Raw genomic sequence first — 16,099 nt, forward strand, 5'->3', positions numbered from 1 at the left:
TCACCTCACCAGGAGCAGGAGGACGAGCAGGACCCCGAGGCCGGCGACGGCCTGGGCGTAGTACTGGTGCAGCAGCCCGGTCTGCGGCCGCCGGGCGGCCGAACCGGCGCGGCGGACGGCCCGGGCCAGGCCACGGACGGCGCCGTCGATCACGCGGCTGTCGCCCCGGGCAGCGCTCGCTGCGCCCCGCCGGGTGCCGCCGGCCACGGCGGCGACCGCGCGGTCGATCCCGCCGTCGTCGGCGCGGGCGGCCAGCCGCGCGATCCGGTGGGCGGCGAGCCCCACGCCGCGGACGGCGCGGTCGATCCCGCGGTCGTCGACGGCGGCCAGTACCCGGGCCAGCGCCAGCGCCGGCCGGGGCGAGAGCAGGTGGCCGAGCCCGGCCCAGGAAGCCAGCGGACTCCGCTCGAGCGCCGGGGCGAACCCCGGCCGGGCCCGGCTCCCGGCGACGGTCAGCGCCAGTGCGACCACGGCGAGCGCACCGGAGAGCAGCAGATCGCCGAGTCCCGGTGACGGCTCGCCCTCCGCGTCCAGCACCGCCTTCAGCGCGTCGGCCACGGCGGGCAGGGCGAGGACACCGAGCCCGGCGGCGAACACCGCGAGGATCCCGGCCGCCGCCCGGGACGGCAGCGGGATGCGGTGGGTTCCCGGCTCCTCCTCGTCGAGGGGCTCCTCGCCCGTGGGGCGGGCCAGGACGACGGCCAGGATGCGCCCGGCGTAGACGGCAGAGAGCACCGCGGCAGCAAGGGCCACGACGGTCAGTGCGGTCCCCTCGACCCCGGCCAGGACCTCGTCCTTCGTCGCCCACAGCGACAGCGGTGGCACGCCCGCCAGGGCCAGGGCGGCCACCGTGGCCGCCGCGCCCATCCCCGGGTATCGCCGGGCGGCGCCGCGGAGCCCGGCCAGCTGCTTGGTGCCCAGCGCGGTGAGCCAGGCGCCCGCGGCGACGAAGAGGCCGGCCTTCACTGCGGCGTGCGCCACCAGCTGCGCGGTGCCGCCGGCGGTGGCTCCCACCCCGGCGGCGAGCACGACGAAGCCGAGCTGCGCGGCGGTGCTGGCGGCCAGCAGCTGCTTGAGGTCGGACTGGGCGACGGCGACCGCACCGAGGACCAGCGCGGTGAGCGCCCCGGCCCACGCCGCCGCGGTCGCGGCCCAGCCGGTCGCGGCCAGCAGCGGCTGCATGCGGATGAGCAGGTAGCCGCCGGCTGCGACCATGGTGGCCGAGTGCAGGAGGGCGCTGACCGGGCTGGGGCCCTGCATGGCCGCCGAGAGCCAGGCCGAGAAGGGCAACTGCGCCGACTTGCCCAGCGCGGCGACGAGCACGCCGGCCGCGGCGAGATCCGCCCAGCCACCCTCGGCGGCGTCCAGGTCGGCGAGCACCAGGCTGCCCGTGGCCGCCAGGGCCGCGCCAGCGGCCACGTACAGGCCGAGGTCGCCGGCCCGGGTGGTGACGAACGCCCGCGTGCCGGCGGCGAGCTTGCCGGGCTCGTCCCAGCGGAAGCCGATCAGCGCGTAGGAGGTCGCGCCCATCACCTCCCACGCCAGCAGCAGCGCCGGCAGCGTTGCTGCGGTGACGGTGGCCAGCATGGCGGCGACGAACAGCAGGACGAGCCCGAAGAAGCGGGCCCGGGCGGCATCGGCGGGGAGGTCCGCGACGGCGAAGACCGTCACCAGTAGCGCGATCCCGGCGACGAGGACCACCAGGACGGCGGACAACCCGTCGACGATCAGCCGAAGGTCGCCACCGTCGACGATGCCGAGGAAGGGCGCCGACAGCCGCGGCCGGGCGGCGGCCACGACCGCGGCGAGCACCAGCGCTCCTGCGGTGAGCGCGAGGGCGAGCGGCCCGGCGACGCGGTCGGCCCGCCGTCCTGTGACCAGCAGGCCCGCGCCGCCCACGGCGGGCAGCAGCACCAGGGCGGCCAGGGCGGCGGTCATCCGCGCAGGTCCGTGGCCATGTCGACCATGTCCACCTGGCGGGCGCGGTAGATGGCGACGGTGACGGCGAAGCCCATCGCCATCTCCACCGCCATGACCACCAGGGCGACGACGACCAGCACCTGTGCGTCGGGGAGCTCGGGAGCGAGGAAGAACCAGGCCGCTCCCCCGGCCAGCAGCACGCCGTTGAGCACCAGCTCCAGGCCCATCATCACCATGACGATCGACTGCTGGGACAGCGCACCGAACAGCCCGACACCGACCAGCCCAGCGGCGACGGTCAGCACGATCTGCAGCACCAGTTCCGCGGTCATCGGGGCAGCCCCCCGGGCACCGGGTCAGCAGGCCGCCCGGCGGTGAGGTCGGCGCCGAAGCGGTCGTAGCGCCCACGGGCCGTCGCCAGCACGGTGCCGGCCAGGATCGTGGCGAACAGCGCGATGCCGATGGTCAGCATGACCAGCATGTGGCTGCCCATGAGCGCCTGGCCGAGCTGCCGGGTGCTGTCCGCAGGCGGCTCTCCGGAGCGGGTCGGCCAGTCGATCGCCCAAATCCCGACGGCCAGGACGACGAACGCGCCGGCGCCCACGACGGCCGAGCCCTTGGCGTTGTGCACCATGGTCATCGGCATGAGCCCGGCCGGGTTCATCATGAACATGATCATGAAGACGGCCATGATCGCCATCTCGATCGTCATCATCAGCGCCGTCACCACGGCCAGATAGACCAGGTCGAGGACGAGCAGGATCCCCGCGACGGCCAGGAACGAGCCGAGCAGCGCGAACGTCGCCCGGGCCATCGAGTCCACGACGAACACCGCGATCCCCGCCGCCACCGACAGCACGCCGAGCACCGCGACCACGGCGATCACCCAGCCAGACAGGTCGCTCAGCACCCCGTCCTCCTCATGCGTAGAACCCGGCCAGCACGAGCACGGCGACGACCAGCGCCTGCAGCAGCGTCAGTGGCACCAGCACCATCCAGCCGACCTCGACGGTCCGGTCGGGGCGCAGGACGGGCAGCCGCCGGCCGATCCACACGAGAGCCGCGACGACGACGAGAGTCTTGAGCAGGTGCCACACCGGGCCGGGGAGCCACGGTCCGGAGTCCCCGCCCAGGAACAGGGCCGCGGCCATGGCGGCGGTGGCCCCCAGGAAGATCGCCCGGCCTGCCTCGACCAGCAACCGGTCCACGCCCGACAGCTCCGAGGTGACCCCGCCGGCGATGTCGGCCGCGGTGGGCGCGGCGAACGGCCCCCAGAAGGCGAAGGCGGCGGCACTGGCGACGAAGACGGCGAACGCCACCGGCATGGTCACTACGAACCACAGACCGTCCTGGGCGGCGAGCACGTCCGTGGTCCGCAGGGATCCGGCACCCACACCGACCGTGACCAGCGCGAACATGAGCGGCAGTTCGTACGCCAGCCCCTGGGCGAGGAACCGGTAGCCGCCGGTCAGCGCGTGAAACGAGTTGGGCCCCCACCCGACCAGCCAGAGCGCGGCCCACAGCAGCGCCTCCATGGCGTTGAACCACACCAGGTCCGCGCTGGTCGACCACAGGGTCCGTCCGCCCACCGGGACGACGGCCCACGACAGCAGGGCCAGCGTCGGCACCGCCACGCATCCCAGCCGCCACAGCAACCGGTCCGGCGCCAGGGTGGTGCGCCGCTGCTCCAGCAGGAGACGGGCGCCCGCCCGCAGCGGCTCGACCGCCGCCCCGGCTGCCCGACCGGTGAGCACGGCACGGTCGGCGGCGGCCACCACCAGCCCCAGGGCCACACCGACCAGGGCGACGACTAGGACGGCCGGCACCACGCCCCACGTGTCGGGCAGCGTCTGGGTGTCAGGCACGGGCGGACTCCGGTGAGGGCCACGCGGGAACGGGTTCGAGGCCGAGTGCCGCCACGACGAGCCTCGCGGTCCCGATCTCGGCGCCGTCGACCATGTCGGCGACGTCCTCCAGGGTCGGCAGTCCGATGTCGTCGCCGGTACGGCCACCGGCCACCTCGCACCAGTGCCGGAGCCGGTCTGTGACCGAGCCGCCGGAGGCGGTGCGCTCACCGCGTGGCGAGCAGCCCACGCCGGCGGCCGTCCACGCCAGCACTCGGGAGCGGCCGACCCTCCGGGCCAGCCGCTCGGCCAGATCCTCCGCAGCCGCCCGCGAAGCGCGGTCTTCCGAACGGAGCCCGTCGCGGGCGCTTCGGGCGTCGCGGGCAGCCGTGGGCCAGCCGGCCACGAGCAGAAAACGGGCCAAATGGTCCAGCCCGACCTGCCGCGGGTCGAGTTCGGACCGGGCAGCCGGCAGGGACTCGACATCCAGCCACGAGAAGGCCGCACCGGTGAGGACATCACCTTGCAGCTCGGCGCGGAGCAGGAGGCCGGTCGGCCAGCCCGGCAGCACCGGGCCCAAGGACACTTTCAGGACATCGAGCTCGAGGCCGTCCCGGTCCGGCCCAGTCATCGCCATGGGGAGTCCGGCGACCTCGCCGCCGTGATGCATGTGGTGGCCCTCGTGACCACCCCCGTGGTCCATGCCCACGTGACCACCCCCGTGGTCCATGCCCTCGTGACCACCCCCGTGGTCCATGCCCTCGTGACCACCCCCGTGGTCCATGCCCTCGTGACCACCCCCGTGGTCCATGCCCTCGTGACCACCCCCGTGGTCCATGCCCTCGTGCGCCTGCTCGTCTTCCTTGCCGAGCAATGAGCCGGGGCTCGGGCGGTGGTCGAACGACCCGGAGCGGGCACGCTCCCGCAGTGCGGCCCGCCCTGCGTCGAGGGCTGCCGCGACGTCGTCGCTGGCGCGCAGGCCGACGCGAGCTCGCGGTGCGGGGATCTGGCTCCAGACCACGTCGACCGCGGCAGCCAGCTCCCGCCCCGGCGCGCCCAGGACGAGGAGGAGGTCGGTGTCAGCAGGGCCAACGCCGAGGGGCCAGCCGCGACGGTCCAGCTCTGCCTCCGCTCGCCACCGGTGCTCGTCGCTCCCCGGGGCGTCCACCACGAGGACGCGCGGCCGCGCCAGGGCCCACGCGCCGAGCCGGGAGATCAGGTCCATCGCAGCGCACCTTCACGCCAGACGTACGTCACCCCGACGAGCAGGACGGTCAGGAAGCCGAACATCTCGATGACGGCCGTGGCGCCCATGTCCGCGACGACGACCGCCCACGGGTACATGAAGATCATCTCCATGTCGAAGGCCAGGAAGAGGACCGTGATCGCGTACCAGCGCGCGTGGTAGCGGGACACCGCGTGCTGCTGCGGGAGCAACCCCGACTCGTAAGGCAGGACGGCGGCGCTCCCGCGGGCACCGCGGACGACGAACGACAGGGCGTAGAGCCCGGCAACGCCGGCCACCACGAGGGCCAGCAACGACAACACGGCAAACATGTCGCCTCCTCGCTGCGAGGTCTCGACTGGAACGGCCGGGGCTGGGCCGGACGGATCCGTGACATCCGGACGACCGTGCGGATGTTGTCGACCGTAGGGCAGGACGGAAAGGCTCGCCGAACGAGCGGACGGCCGACCGGTCACGATCTCTGCGTGGTCACCCGTCGTCCGGGGCCGGCGCCTCGGAGAGCACCACGAGCTGGCGGAGGCAGTGCTCCCGCAGCGGCTCGGGGAAGCCGTCGGCCAGGCGGTAGTAGACCACCCGACCCTGCTTCCGATTGACGACCAGGCCGGCCGTCCGCAGCAATCGCAGGGCGTATCCGACGGCGTCCTCGTTGCTCTCGAGCGCCAGGGCCAGATCGCCGACGCAGAGCTCCTCGACCAGGTCGAGCGCGAAGAGTACGCGGGCACGGGTGGGGTCGGCCATGAGGCTCAGCACGCTCGTCAGCTGGGCGGCCTCATCCCGACTCGGCAGTCGGGCACGAGCATGGGCGACGCGGTCGGGGTCGACGGGGTGCGCGTGGGCGGCATCGGACATCGAGAAAAGCACCTCCAGTTCACCCATACCCGTACGGATCTACGGGTATGCGGGGGTCGTCGGCGACAGTCCCGGACGGCATCCGAGCCTCCGGCGCCGGGAACCCCAGGAGGTAGCCATGACGGTGGCAGCCCAGATGCTCGACACCTACCCCAAGGACCTCGGCGGGGTGGACAAGGAGAAACTCCGCGCCTGCATCGAGGCCTGCGTCGAGTGCGCGCAGGCGTGCACCGCGTGCGCGGATGCCTGCCTCAGCGAGGACATGGTCGCCGAGCTTACGAAGTGCATCCGCACCAACCTCGACTGCGCTGACATCTGCGACACCACGGGACGGGTCCTGTCCCGGCACACCGGCTACGACGCCAATCTCACCCGCGCGGTACTCGAGGCCTGTGCCGCGGCCTGCAAGGCCTGCGGCGACGAGTGCGCGCAGCACGCCGAGATGCACGAGCACTGCCGGGTCTGCGCCGAAGCCTGCCGACGCTGCGAGCAGGCCTGCCGCGACCTCATCACCTCACTGGGCTGACCGGGGCCGGTCCCGGCAGGCCGACCGCCCGGGCAACCCGTGTGGCAGAGGCCTCGTGGGCGCCCGGGCGGCGAGGTTCTGCCGCCTCCCTCGAGACCAGCACGACGATCAGCAGTTCGTGGCGATCAGCCTTCTACTGCTGGGTGTGGGCGTGTTCCTGGACCGCAGTCAGACCACCGTGCAGGACTCCGGCTGGATGAGCGCGATGATCCCCCACCACTGCATGGCGATCACCCGTTCCGAGCGGGCCGAGATCAGCGACGTGCGCGTCTGCGAGCTGGCTCGGTCCATCAGCGAGGGGCAGCGCCGGGAGATCCTCGAGATGGACTGGCTGATCGCGGACATCGAGCGCAACGGGCCGGCCACCACACCGGAGGAGGCGGAGTCCCGTTCGGTCCCCGAGTTCGAGGTGGCCGCGGAGCGGGACTGCCCCACAAGCTGACCGTCGGCCGGCGGGTCGCCGGCCGGCGGACCGTGCTTGACGTCAGCCGGCCGCGATGACGCCCATCATGCCGTTGTCCTCGTGGTCGAGGATGTGGCAGTGGTAGACGGTCCGGCCGCTGAAATCGTCGAAGGCGACCCGGACGGTGGCCTCGCCGCCGGCGGGGATGTTGACGACGTCCTGCCACCGGACGTCGTCGACCGGCCGGCCGCCTTCGGCGACGATCTGCATGGGCCACACGTGCAGGTGCATCGGGTGGTCCATCGGGGAGGTGTTGGTGATCGTCCACTCCTCCACCGTCCCGACGGACACGGTCTGGTCGATCCGGTCGGGATCGAACTCGCGGCCGTCGATGGTGAAGGTCATCCCCCCGGGCCCCATGCCACCGCCCATCCCGCCGCCCATGCCCATGTCGAACGTGAGCCGTCGGCGCTCGGTCACCTCGGTGCCGCGCAGGTCACGAGACCGCGGCGACGGCGGCACGGGCGCCGCTGGGGCCGCCTCGTCACCGGTCACCTCGAGGGTGGCCAGCGGTCCGACGTCCCCGGACACCGAGCCGCCCATCATGCCGCCCATGCCGCCGCGGTCGACCCCCAGCGCCTGCAACGTGCTGGTACCGGCGGCAGTGGTGACCAGCAGGTCGGCACGGTTGCCCGTGGCCAGCACGATCTCCTCGACCCGGCGCGGCTCGGCGTACCGACCGGAGTCGATGCCCAGCAGATCCAACTGCTGGCCGTCCAGACGCAACCGTACGTAGCGCGAGGTGCAGGCGTTGACCACCCGCCACCGCTCCCGCTCGCCCGGACGGGCGGTCAGGACGGGCCGGACCTGGCCGTTGACCAGGATCAGCTCGCCCTCGCGGCCCATCATCCGCTCCATCGTCGACGGCTGCCGCAGCCGCCCGGCAGCATCGAGGCTGGTGTCGGAGACCACCAGCACTCGCTCCCGGGCCACCGGCAGCTCCTCGGGGTCCTCGACGACGATGGCGCCGTAAAGGCCACCGAAGAGCTGGTCGGCGACCGTTCCGTGGTGGTGCGGGTGGTACCAGAACACCCCGGGCGGGTGATCCTCGGGCAGCCGGTAGTCGTAGTCGAAGGACTCCCCCGGGTCGACGGTGACGAAGATGTTGTCGCCGTTGCCCTCCGGGGAGACGTGCAGGCCGTGCACGTGCAGGTTGGTCGGGGCGTCCAGCCGGTTGACCAGCCGGATCTGCAGCCGATCACCCGGGCGCAGCCGCAGCGTGGGACCGGGGACGCCACCGTTGTAGCCGTAGGCGGTCGCTTCCCGGCCCGCGATGCGCACCGGGCCCGCGACCGCCTCGAGCCGCGCCTGCAGGGCGCCGTCCGCGCTGCGCAGGGTCTCCGGTTCAGCCATCTCCCCACCCACTTCGGGATCGAGCCGCGACCCACCCCCCAGCGCGAGCCCGGTACCGCCGACCGCGACGCTGAGCAGCCCCAGCCCGCCCAGTTGCAGAGCCCGGCGACGGTTGATCGGCCGCACTAGGAGTCCCCGCCCAGCACCCGCAGCCGCTCCTGGTACTCCTCCGTGCTGATCTCGCCCCGCGCGTAGCGCTCGTCGAGGACCTGCCGCGCACGGCTCTGCTCCCCCGACGCGCGACCGTCCCGGCCGTCGCCCCGGGTGATACCGCCGCCGAGCGCCCGGACGGTGACCACGGCTAGCAGCACAACCCCAATGGTCAGCAGCAGCCAGAACAGCCACATCCAGCCCGTGCCCATGTCGAATCCCACGGTCTCTCCCCTCGTCTCCTCCGTCAGGTCAGCGCCGACGACGTCCCCTCGCCTTCGGGGCGCCGTCCGGGCCGCGCTCCGGGTCCGCGGGGCGCTGCAGGTCGTAGCGGCGCAGCGCCAGTTCCTCTCCCCGACCCCGGCGGCGGCCGCGCCCGACTACCCACCACACGAAGACCAGCAGGAAGACGAGAACCGCCACCGCGACCAGCCACGCGATCGCGCTCCCCCATCCGGCACCGGCCCCGACCGGCCCTCCGGGACCGGCGAGCACGTCCTGCCAACCGGTCGACCGCATAACCCCAGAATACCCCGGGGGGTATAAGTTCGAGCGCATCAGTCGCCGGTCCGGCGGGGTTCGAAGGCATTTCCGCCGTCCATCGACTCGCACATGCCTGCCTCCGTGACGACCACGATCCGCGCCGGGCCCTCGCTGGTGATGTCCGCCGTCACGGCTTGCGGGCCTCGCCGAGCCCGGTCCCCTCCGCCCATGTGGCAGCTCCGTCCCCGCTGGTCCACACCACTCCCGCCGGGGTCACGCCCGCCACCGTGCTGCCGGCGCCGGCCCAAGCGACCACCTGTAGGAGTGGAGCGCCCGCCACCGGCTCCCAGGACCGACCACCGTCGCGTGAGCGGAGCATTCCCTGCTCGGTGGTGGCGAGGATCTGCGCACCGTCGGGGGATGCCGCTCAGCGGGCCACCCGGAGACCTCGGGTCGAGGAGCTGCAGCCGGGCGGCCAGAGGGGACGGTAGTACGAGGCTGCATAGTTGTCTCAAGCGGGTAACGGATGGCTCTCATCGCCTATGCCCTCGGACCCGCCGCCCCTGCGCAGCCGCACTTGCAGCGGCCAAGACAGCACCACGAATGCCAGCATGCCGAGCGAGCGCGGGAACCTCTTGTCCGGCCGCCACCGGCAGTGCGATGAGGCACACAGAACGCATGGCAATCACTTGCCTGGGCGCTGACCTGCGAGGACGGCACCTGGAGTCTCAAGCCTTCCAAGCTGCCTGTGCGGGTTCGATTCCCGTCACCCGCTCCACTGCGATGTCGCGGGACACCGTTCACAGGTGTCCCGCCACATCGTTCACGTTCGAGCCTGCCAGCCCTCGCCGTCGGGATGGCGGCCCTCGGGCCCTCCTCGGGTCCGCGACGCGGATCGCGCGGAACCTGCGTGTGTCCAGCAGGACGCGGCTGCCGTCGGTGGTGGCGCCGAGGACTGCGTCCATGTGCAGGACGGTTGGCCCCCGGGCAGCTCCCGCACCGGCTCAAACGATTCGATGCCTGAGCCGCTTGTCGAGGGCCACGATGGTCCAGGCAGCGACGGAGAGGGCAGCGATGAATAGCCAGGTGCGGAGGCCGAGCGGAGCGGTGCCGAACGCGCTGTTGAGGGCGGGCAGGTAGGTCAAGGCGGCCTGGGCGAGGACCTGCAGGGCCACGCCGCCGAGCACCCAGCGGTTGGACAAAAGGCCGACCCGGCGGACGGGCGCGTCGAGGGTGCGGCAGCTGAACAGGTAGAGCACTTCGATCCCGACGAACAAGTTGACCGCAGCCGTGCGGGCCTCGGCGAGCGAAGCGCCGCCACCGAGCTCCCACTCGAACAGCCACCACGTGGCGGCAACCATCAGCACGGAGAGCATCAGGATGCGGATGACGAGGGCGCGGGTGAGCAGCGGCCGGGCGGGGTCCCTGGGCGGCCGGTGCATGATGCCCGGCTCCTTGGGCTCGAAAGCCAGGGTGAGCCCGAGCAGCACGGCGGTGGTCATGTTGATCCACAGGATCTGCGTGGGCAGGATCGGCAGCGCCGAGCCCAGCGCGATCGCCACCAGGATGACCAGGCCCTCCCCCATGTTCGTCGGCAGGGTCCACACGATGAACTTCGACAGGTTGTCGAACACGCCGCGGCCCTCCTCCACGGCGCCCTCGATGGTTCCGAAGTCGTCGTCGGTGAGCACCATGTCGGCGGCTTCTTTGGCGACCTCGGTGCCGCCGGCGCCCATCGCGATCCCGATGTCGGCCTGGCGCAGGGCCGGGGCGTCGTTGACGCCGTCGCCGGTCATGGCCACCACGCGGCCGCGGGCCTGCAGCGCCTCGACCAGCCGCAGCTTCTGCTCCGGGGACACCCGCGCGAACACCGCGGCCCGGTCGACGGCGTCGGGGTAGTCGGCGTCGGGCAGCTCCCGGAGATCGGCCCCGGTGAGGACGTCGCCGGGATGTCGCCCCGGCAGCAGCCCGATCGCGCCGGCGATGGCGGTGGCGGTCTTCGCGTGGTCGCCGGTGATCATCTTGACCGCGATGCCGGCGGCATGGCAGGCCGCGACCGCGTCGGCGGCGGCCGGGCGCGGCGGGTCGAGCATCGCCTGCAGCCCGCAGAACAGCAGCGTTCCGCCGAGCGCCGACTCGTCGAGGTCGGCGTCCTCGGCGACGAACTGCACCGCCGTGGCCAGCACCCGCAACCCCTCTGCGGCGAGGCCGTCGGCCGCGTGCAGCGCGGCGTCCGGATCCAGCGGGCGGGTCGTGCCGTCGGCGCCCATCTGCGCGCGGCACAGTGGCAGCACCCGCTCGACGGCACCCTTGACCAGCACGACCCGTCGCCGGGCCACGGGATCGGCGTGCAGCGTGGCCATGTACTGCCGTTCGGAGCTGAACGGCAGGGTGTCCATCCGGGGCAGTGCCGAGAGCACGTCCGCGGCCAGGCCGGCCTTGCCTGCGACGACGAGCATTGCCGCCTCGGTCGGGTCCCCGACGATGGTGGGCCGGCCGTCCTTCGTACCGACCGAGGCGTCGTTGCAGCCTGCACCGGCCAGCAGGCACCAACGCAACGCCTCATCCGCCGTGACGTCGGCGGGCCGACCCTGCCGGTCGACGATGTGGCCCTCCGGCGCGTAGCCGGAGCCGGTCGCTTCGTACCGTGCGGAGGGAATCCACAGCTGGCGGACGGTCATCTGGTTCTCGGTGAGGGTGCCGGTCTTGTCGGTGCAGATGACCGTGGTGCTGCCGAGGGTCTCCACCGCGGGAAGCCGGCGGACCACCGCCCGGCGACGGGCCATCCGTGCCACCCCGATTGCCAGCGTGATGGTCACCGCAGCCGGCAGGCCCTCGGGGATCGCGCCGACGGCGAGCGCGATCGCGGCGGTGAACATCTCCACGGCCCGCTCGCCGCGCACCACGCCTACCGCGAAGGTGACCGCGGCCAGCGCCAGGATGACCACGGTCAGGATCCGGCTGAACCGGGCGATCTTGCGGGTCAGCGGCGTGGCCAGCGGCTCGGCGGCGCCGACCAGGCGGTGGATCTCACCGAGCTCGGTCTCCGCGCCGCTGGCCGCCACCACCCCGGCTCCGGACCCGCTGGTGAGCAGGGTTCCGGCGTAAAGCATGTTGCGCCGGTCCGCGACCGGGGTTTCCACCGGCAGGGCCACCTCGTCCTTGACCGCAGGCTGCGATTCCCCGGTCAGCGCGGATTCGTCGGCTCGCAGCTCAGAGAGCCGGATGAGCCGCAGATCGGCGGGCACCTTGTCCCCGGCCTCGACCAGAACCAGGTCCCCGGGAACCACGTCCTCCGAGGGCACCCGGTACGAGCGCCCCTCACGCACCACGCGCGCCTCGGTACGCACCATCCCGCGCAGCGCATCCAGCGCCGCCTGCGCCTTCGTCTCCTGCAGATAGCCGACCACGGTGTTGAGCAACACCACGCCGAAGATCACCGAGGAGTCCACCGGCTCGCCGAGGGCCGCTGTGACCACCCCTGCCACCATCAGGATCAGCACCAGCGGTGAGTTCAGCTGCCGCAGCACCCGGACCAGCGGCCCGTCCGGCTTCGCCGCCGGCAGCACATTGTGTCCGTACCGTCGCAGCCGGCTCTCAGCCTCGGCCTCGCTCAGGCCGTCGACCGGGTCGCTCTCCAGCAGCAGCAGCACCTCGTGCGCCGCCAGGCCGTGGTGGTCGCTCGTCCGTTCGGTCAACGTCTCCGCCACGACCCCAGCCCACTCCGGCGCGCGACCGTCGCCCAGGGAGCTTGGTCCGCACGAGGTAGCCGAAAGCCCCATCGCTCCGGAAGTAGCAGCGGGGCAGTACAGGTATGCGCCTCGGCCGGGATCCGCCGAGGCACGTAGAAGGCACGGGGTAGGGCGAGGAAGCCTTTGACCAGCGGGAAGGAACGCGGAGAAACCGAGCCTTCCAAGCTGATTACGCGGGTTCGATTCCCGTCACCCGCTCCACCGCGGTCGCGGGACACCGACAGGTGTCCCGCGACCCGTAGACGCGTCCGGGCGGTTCGCGGTGCCGCCATGACTCTCGTGCTTCCCGCGAATGAGAGCCTCCATCAGACCAGGCGCGGGAAACGGACGTCCTCTTCGTTCAAGCCCGACCGTCGTCACCAAACGTCCTGGCCCGGTAGAAGTAGACGGTGACAGCCCGCTCCCCTTGACACCGGGCATGCTGACCGAGTGACAGCGCTCCCGTTCGGCCATCAGCGCGTGGACCGTTCACTGGCTGCGGCCGGAGCGCTCGGACCCTTCTTCCGGGTCGACGATCACCCGTCACCCGACTGGACGTCCTGGGCTGCGCTGAGCACCGATCCGAAGGCGCTCCGCTTCCGCACCGAGGAGGTCCACGCCGCGCTCGCCGCGTGGAAGCCGGTGCCGGACATCGAGCCTGCCGTGGTCGCGTCGCTCACCCATCTCGGACTGGTCGCCCGGTTGGTCTCGCCGCTGCTGGGCGCCGCGCTGCTGTCGGGCGTCCTGCCCGTGACGCCGGTCGAGAACGTGCACGTCCACCTCACAGGTGCGAACCCCCTCCCCCTGGCGTTGTCGGCGACGTCAGCAGTCGCCGTCGGTAGCGCCGAGGAACTGGCTGACGCGTTGCATCTCCATTGGCTGACTCCCGCTGTCCGCCCACTCACTGCCGCGGTGCGGGCCGTCTGCTCCGTCTCTCCCCGGTTGCTCGACGGCAACGTGACGTCCGCCGTCGCCGGTGCCCTGCGGATGGCCGGGGTGGCTCGTCCCGAGCTCGCCGCGCGGGCGGACGCCGTCCTCGACGCGCTGCTCCGCTCCGGGCCCCTCGAGGGCACGGGGCGGCGACGCGAGGACGGCTCCTTCGTGCGACGGTCCTGCTGCCTGTGCTACCGGCTGCCCGACGCGGGCACCTGCGGTGACTGCATCCTCGACGCGCGAAGGTGAAGCGACGGACGGCCCGTGAAGCCCCTGCCGACCGGGTGTAGCGTCACCGGCGCCGCAGTGTCAGGGAAGCCGGTGCGATACCGGCACGGTCCTCGCCACTGTGACCGGGGAGCGGACCCCCACGACACCACTGGTCGCCACACCGGCGGCTGGGAAGGTCGGGGCGAGCATCGATCCGGGAGTCAGGAAACCTGCTGCGGCTCGTACTGCTGCATTCCACGAGGCATGGATGAAAGGACTCCTCCCGCATGACCTCCCTCCAGCACGCCCAGCCGTCCTCCGCCGATACCCGGATCCACGTCCCTGCCTGGGCCTGGGCGCTCTCGCTGCTCGCGCTCTTCGCGCTGTACCTGGTCGCGCAGGACAATGGTGCGGTTCTCGCCCAGTTCGGCGACACAGCCCACGAGTTCTTCCACGACGCCCGGCACTCGCTGGGCATGCCCTGCCACTGAGGCGACGGGCATGACCAGGACCCTGGACCGCTCCCCGACGCTGCAGGCGCCGCGCTTCGGACCACTGCTCGGCCGCATGGTCCTGGCCGGGCTGATCGCCGGGACGCTCTCCGGGGTCTACTCCCTCCTCGTCACCGAGCGCGCGATCGAGCCGGCCCTCGAACTGGAGGAAGCTCGTGCGGCAGCCGGTGGGGGCGTCCACGACCACGCCGAGGAGCTGTTCGGTCGCGCGGAGCAGCTGGTCGGCGGTTTCCTCGGGACCCTGCTGGCCGGCGTGGTGCTGGCGGTGGTCTTCACGGGCGTCTATGCGCTGGTCCGCCACCGGCTGCCCGGCCGGACGGACCTGGCCCGGGTGTGCCTGCTCGCCGGGATCGGTTTCGGCATCTTCGCCCTGTTGCCGGCGTTGAAGATCCCGGCCAATCCGCCTGCCCTCGGTGACCCCGCGACCGTCGGCACCCGGACGGCGATCTACGGGACCGTCCTCCTGAGCGGCATCGTCTCCGCGATGCTGGTCGCGGCACTGGTCAGCTTCCTGCAGAGCCGGGCGGTCAGTCCCGCGGCGACCGCGACCGCCGCCGTCGGGACGCTCACCCTGCTCCTGGGGACCATTCTCGTCCTGATCCCCGCCAATCCGGACCCGATCGCCGCGGACGTGCCCGCGGCGATGGTGTGGGACTTCCGGGTCGCCTCGCTGGGGCAGCTCGCGGTGCTGTGGACGACCCTGGGCCTGGCCGGCGGCTGGCTGGTCGACCGGCTGGCCCGCCCACCGATCACGGGATGAGCACGGCGCGGCCGAGCACCCGGCCGGCGCGCAGATCGTCGAGCACCCGCCCGACGTCGCCCAGCGGGTAGCGCGTCACCCGCGTGATGAGCCGACCTCGAGCGGCGAGGTCGAGAGCCTCCACCAGTTCGGAGCGGCGGTTGCCGACCGACGTGACGATGCGCTGTTCCGGCACGACGAGCGACAGCGGGTCGAATTCCACCCGATCGAAGCTGTAGCCGACATAGACCAGGGTGCCACGCTTGGCGAGGGACGCCAGCGCGGCCGCACCCGTGACCCGAGTGCCGACCAGCTCGAAGACCACGTCGGCCCCAGCCCCGCCGGTCGCCGCGCGGATCGCGGCGACCACGTCCTCCCTGGCCGCGTTCACCGTCGTCTCGGCGCCCAGCTCCCGCGCGAGTGCCAGCCGTTCCGGGTTGCGGGCGACGGCGATGGGTCGCGCTCCGGCTTCCCTGAGCACCTGCACGAGCGCAAGGCCCACTCCACCGCTGCCGTAGACCACCGCCGTGGCGCCCGCGGTGATCCCGGCAACGTCGACCGCGTGGAGCGCCGTGGTGCCGCTGCAGCAGAGAGCGGCCGCCTCTGCCAGGTCGAGTCCCTGGGGAACGGGCACGGTCGCCGACGCCGGGACGACGAGCTGCTCGGCGAACCCGCCGTCGGTGCCGAAGGCCAGGAAGCCCAGCGGGGCGTCGCAGAGATGGTCGTCCCCCGTGCGGCACCACCGGCAGCGGCCGCAGGCATGCAGGTAGTGCACCGCGACCCGGTCACCGGGCTGGACGTGCTCGACGGCCTCGCCGACCTCGGCGACGATCCCCGCGACCTCGTGGCCGAGGGTGATCGGCCTCCGGCCCGGGGTGAGCAACCCGTCAACGAAATGCAGCTCGGTGCCGCAGACCCCAGCCGCCGCCACGTCGATCAGCACGTCCCACGGGCCTGGCCGGGGCGGCTCGACGTCCTCCGTCCCCAGCGGCCGACCGACCTCATGAAACCGCACAGCACGCACAACTGCCTCCCTACGCCGGCATGACCCGGACAGGTTCGAACGGTCGGCGGCCCTAGCCGCCCTCTCAGCCCACTCGGATGGGCTCCCGCGATACGCCGGGCAGGCTACCGCCAGGG

17 protein-coding genes and 2 riboswitches are annotated in these 16,099 nt (G+C 72.5%); of the genes, 5 read left to right on the forward strand and 12 right to left on the reverse strand.

Annotated features, from left to right (window positions below; all coding sequences use genetic code 11):
* The 7 genes from ABD644_RS08115 to ABD644_RS08145 form a co-directional block, all read right to left on the reverse strand.
* Window positions 1-1,938, reverse strand: coding sequence for a proton-conducting transporter transmembrane domain-containing protein (locus tag ABD644_RS08115; RefSeq protein ID WP_344688251.1), 1,938 nt, complete (start codon window positions 1,936-1,938; stop codon window positions 1-3).
* The gene (locus ABD644_RS08120) at window positions 1,935-2,252 is read right to left on the reverse strand and encodes an NADH-quinone oxidoreductase subunit NuoK (protein WP_344688252.1); all 318 of its coding nucleotides are present in this window, start codon (window positions 2,250-2,252) and stop codon (window positions 1,935-1,937) included. The genes ABD644_RS08115 and ABD644_RS08120 overlap by 4 nt, the downstream gene beginning before the upstream one ends.
* A complete protein-coding gene (locus ABD644_RS08125; RefSeq protein WP_344688254.1) occupies window positions 2,249-2,830 on the reverse strand; it encodes an NADH-quinone oxidoreductase subunit J in 582 nt (193 codons plus the stop codon). The genes ABD644_RS08120 and ABD644_RS08125 overlap by 4 nt, the downstream gene beginning before the upstream one ends.
* A 10-nt stretch (window positions 2,831-2,840) precedes the next feature.
* A complete protein-coding gene (locus ABD644_RS08130) occupies window positions 2,841-3,785 on the reverse strand; it encodes an NADH-quinone oxidoreductase subunit H (protein WP_344688255.1) in 945 nt (314 codons plus the stop codon).
* On the reverse strand, window positions 3,778-4,989 hold the full coding sequence (locus ABD644_RS08135) for a hypothetical protein (protein WP_344688256.1): 1,212 nt from the start codon (window positions 4,987-4,989) through the stop codon (window positions 3,778-3,780). The genes ABD644_RS08130 and ABD644_RS08135 overlap by 8 nt, the downstream gene beginning before the upstream one ends.
* The gene (locus ABD644_RS08140; RefSeq protein WP_344688257.1) at window positions 4,980-5,321 is read right to left on the reverse strand and encodes an NADH-quinone oxidoreductase subunit A; all 342 of its coding nucleotides are present in this window, start codon (window positions 5,319-5,321) and stop codon (window positions 4,980-4,982) included. Before ABD644_RS08140 ends, ABD644_RS08135 begins: the two co-directional genes overlap by 10 nt.
* A gap of 157 nt (window positions 5,322-5,478) precedes the next feature.
* On the reverse strand, window positions 5,479-5,859 hold the full coding sequence (locus ABD644_RS08145; RefSeq protein WP_344688258.1) for an ArsR/SmtB family transcription factor: 381 nt from the start codon (window positions 5,857-5,859) through the stop codon (window positions 5,479-5,481).
* A gap of 118 nt (window positions 5,860-5,977) precedes the next feature.
* On the opposite strand from ABD644_RS08145, the gene ABD644_RS08150 reads away from it, so the two are divergent.
* Both ABD644_RS08150 and ABD644_RS08155 read left to right on the forward strand, forming a co-directional pair.
* The gene (locus ABD644_RS08150; RefSeq protein WP_344688259.1) at window positions 5,978-6,385 is read left to right on the forward strand and encodes a four-helix bundle copper-binding protein; all 408 of its coding nucleotides are present in this window, start codon (window positions 5,978-5,980) and stop codon (window positions 6,383-6,385) included.
* Window positions 6,386-6,503: 118 nt separating this feature from the next.
* Window positions 6,504-6,827: a DUF305 domain-containing protein gene (locus ABD644_RS08155; protein ID WP_344688260.1), complete on the forward strand. Its 324-nt coding sequence runs from the start codon at window positions 6,504-6,506 to the stop codon at window positions 6,825-6,827.
* Between the two features lie 42 nt (window positions 6,828-6,869).
* Here ABD644_RS08155 and ABD644_RS08160 read toward each other — a convergent pair whose 3' ends face one another.
* The 4 genes from ABD644_RS08160 to ABD644_RS08175 form a co-directional block, all read right to left on the reverse strand.
* A complete protein-coding gene (locus ABD644_RS08160) occupies window positions 6,870-8,201 on the reverse strand; it encodes a multicopper oxidase family protein (protein WP_344688261.1) in 1,332 nt (443 codons plus the stop codon).
* A 125-nt stretch (window positions 8,202-8,326) separates the two neighbouring features.
* Window positions 8,327-8,575, reverse strand: coding sequence for an SHOCT domain-containing protein (locus ABD644_RS08165; protein ID WP_344688262.1), 249 nt, complete (start codon window positions 8,573-8,575; stop codon window positions 8,327-8,329).
* Between the two features lie 28 nt (window positions 8,576-8,603).
* Window positions 8,604-8,870 carry a hypothetical protein gene (locus ABD644_RS08170; protein ID WP_344688263.1) on the reverse strand — a complete coding sequence of 89 codons (267 nt, stop codon included), beginning with the start codon at window positions 8,868-8,870 and terminating at the stop codon, window positions 8,604-8,606.
* Between the two features lie 968 nt (window positions 8,871-9,838).
* Window positions 9,839-12,544 carry an HAD-IC family P-type ATPase gene (locus tag ABD644_RS08175; protein WP_344688264.1) on the reverse strand — a complete coding sequence of 902 codons (2,706 nt, stop codon included), beginning with the start codon at window positions 12,542-12,544 and terminating at the stop codon, window positions 9,839-9,841.
* A gap of 501 nt (window positions 12,545-13,045) precedes the next feature.
* Here ABD644_RS08175 and ABD644_RS08180 point away from each other — a divergent pair.
* The 3 genes from ABD644_RS08180 (at window position 13,046) to ABD644_RS08190 (ending at window position 14,980) form a co-directional block, all read left to right on the forward strand.
* Window positions 13,046-13,747: a (2Fe-2S)-binding protein gene (locus ABD644_RS08180; RefSeq protein ID WP_344688265.1), complete on the forward strand. Its 702-nt coding sequence runs from the start codon at window positions 13,046-13,048 to the stop codon at window positions 13,745-13,747.
* 38 nt (window positions 13,748-13,785) lie between these two features.
* Window positions 13,786-13,960: riboswitch (cobalamin riboswitch) on the forward strand.
* Between the two features lie 35 nt (window positions 13,961-13,995).
* On the forward strand, window positions 13,996-14,199 hold the full coding sequence (locus tag ABD644_RS08185) for a CbtB-domain containing protein (protein ID WP_344688266.1): 204 nt from the start codon (window positions 13,996-13,998) through the stop codon (window positions 14,197-14,199).
* 10 nt (window positions 14,200-14,209) lie between these two features.
* The gene (locus ABD644_RS08190; protein WP_344688267.1) at window positions 14,210-14,980 is read left to right on the forward strand and encodes a CbtA family protein; all 771 of its coding nucleotides are present in this window, start codon (window positions 14,210-14,212) and stop codon (window positions 14,978-14,980) included.
* Here the strand turns inward: ABD644_RS08190 and ABD644_RS08195 are convergent.
* Entirely contained in the window at window positions 14,970-15,983 is a 1,014-nt protein-coding gene (locus tag ABD644_RS08195) for an alcohol dehydrogenase catalytic domain-containing protein (protein WP_344688268.1), read from the reverse strand. The genes ABD644_RS08190 and ABD644_RS08195 overlap by 11 nt on opposite strands.
* Window positions 15,974-16,082: riboswitch (TPP riboswitch) on the reverse strand. It overlaps the preceding gene by 10 nt.
* Between the last annotated feature and the right edge of the window lie 17 nt (window positions 16,083-16,099).

This window comes from Blastococcus jejuensis (assembly GCF_039534705.1).
Taxonomy (GTDB): Bacteria; Actinomycetota; Actinomycetes; order Mycobacteriales; family Geodermatophilaceae; genus Blastococcus_B; species Blastococcus_B jejuensis.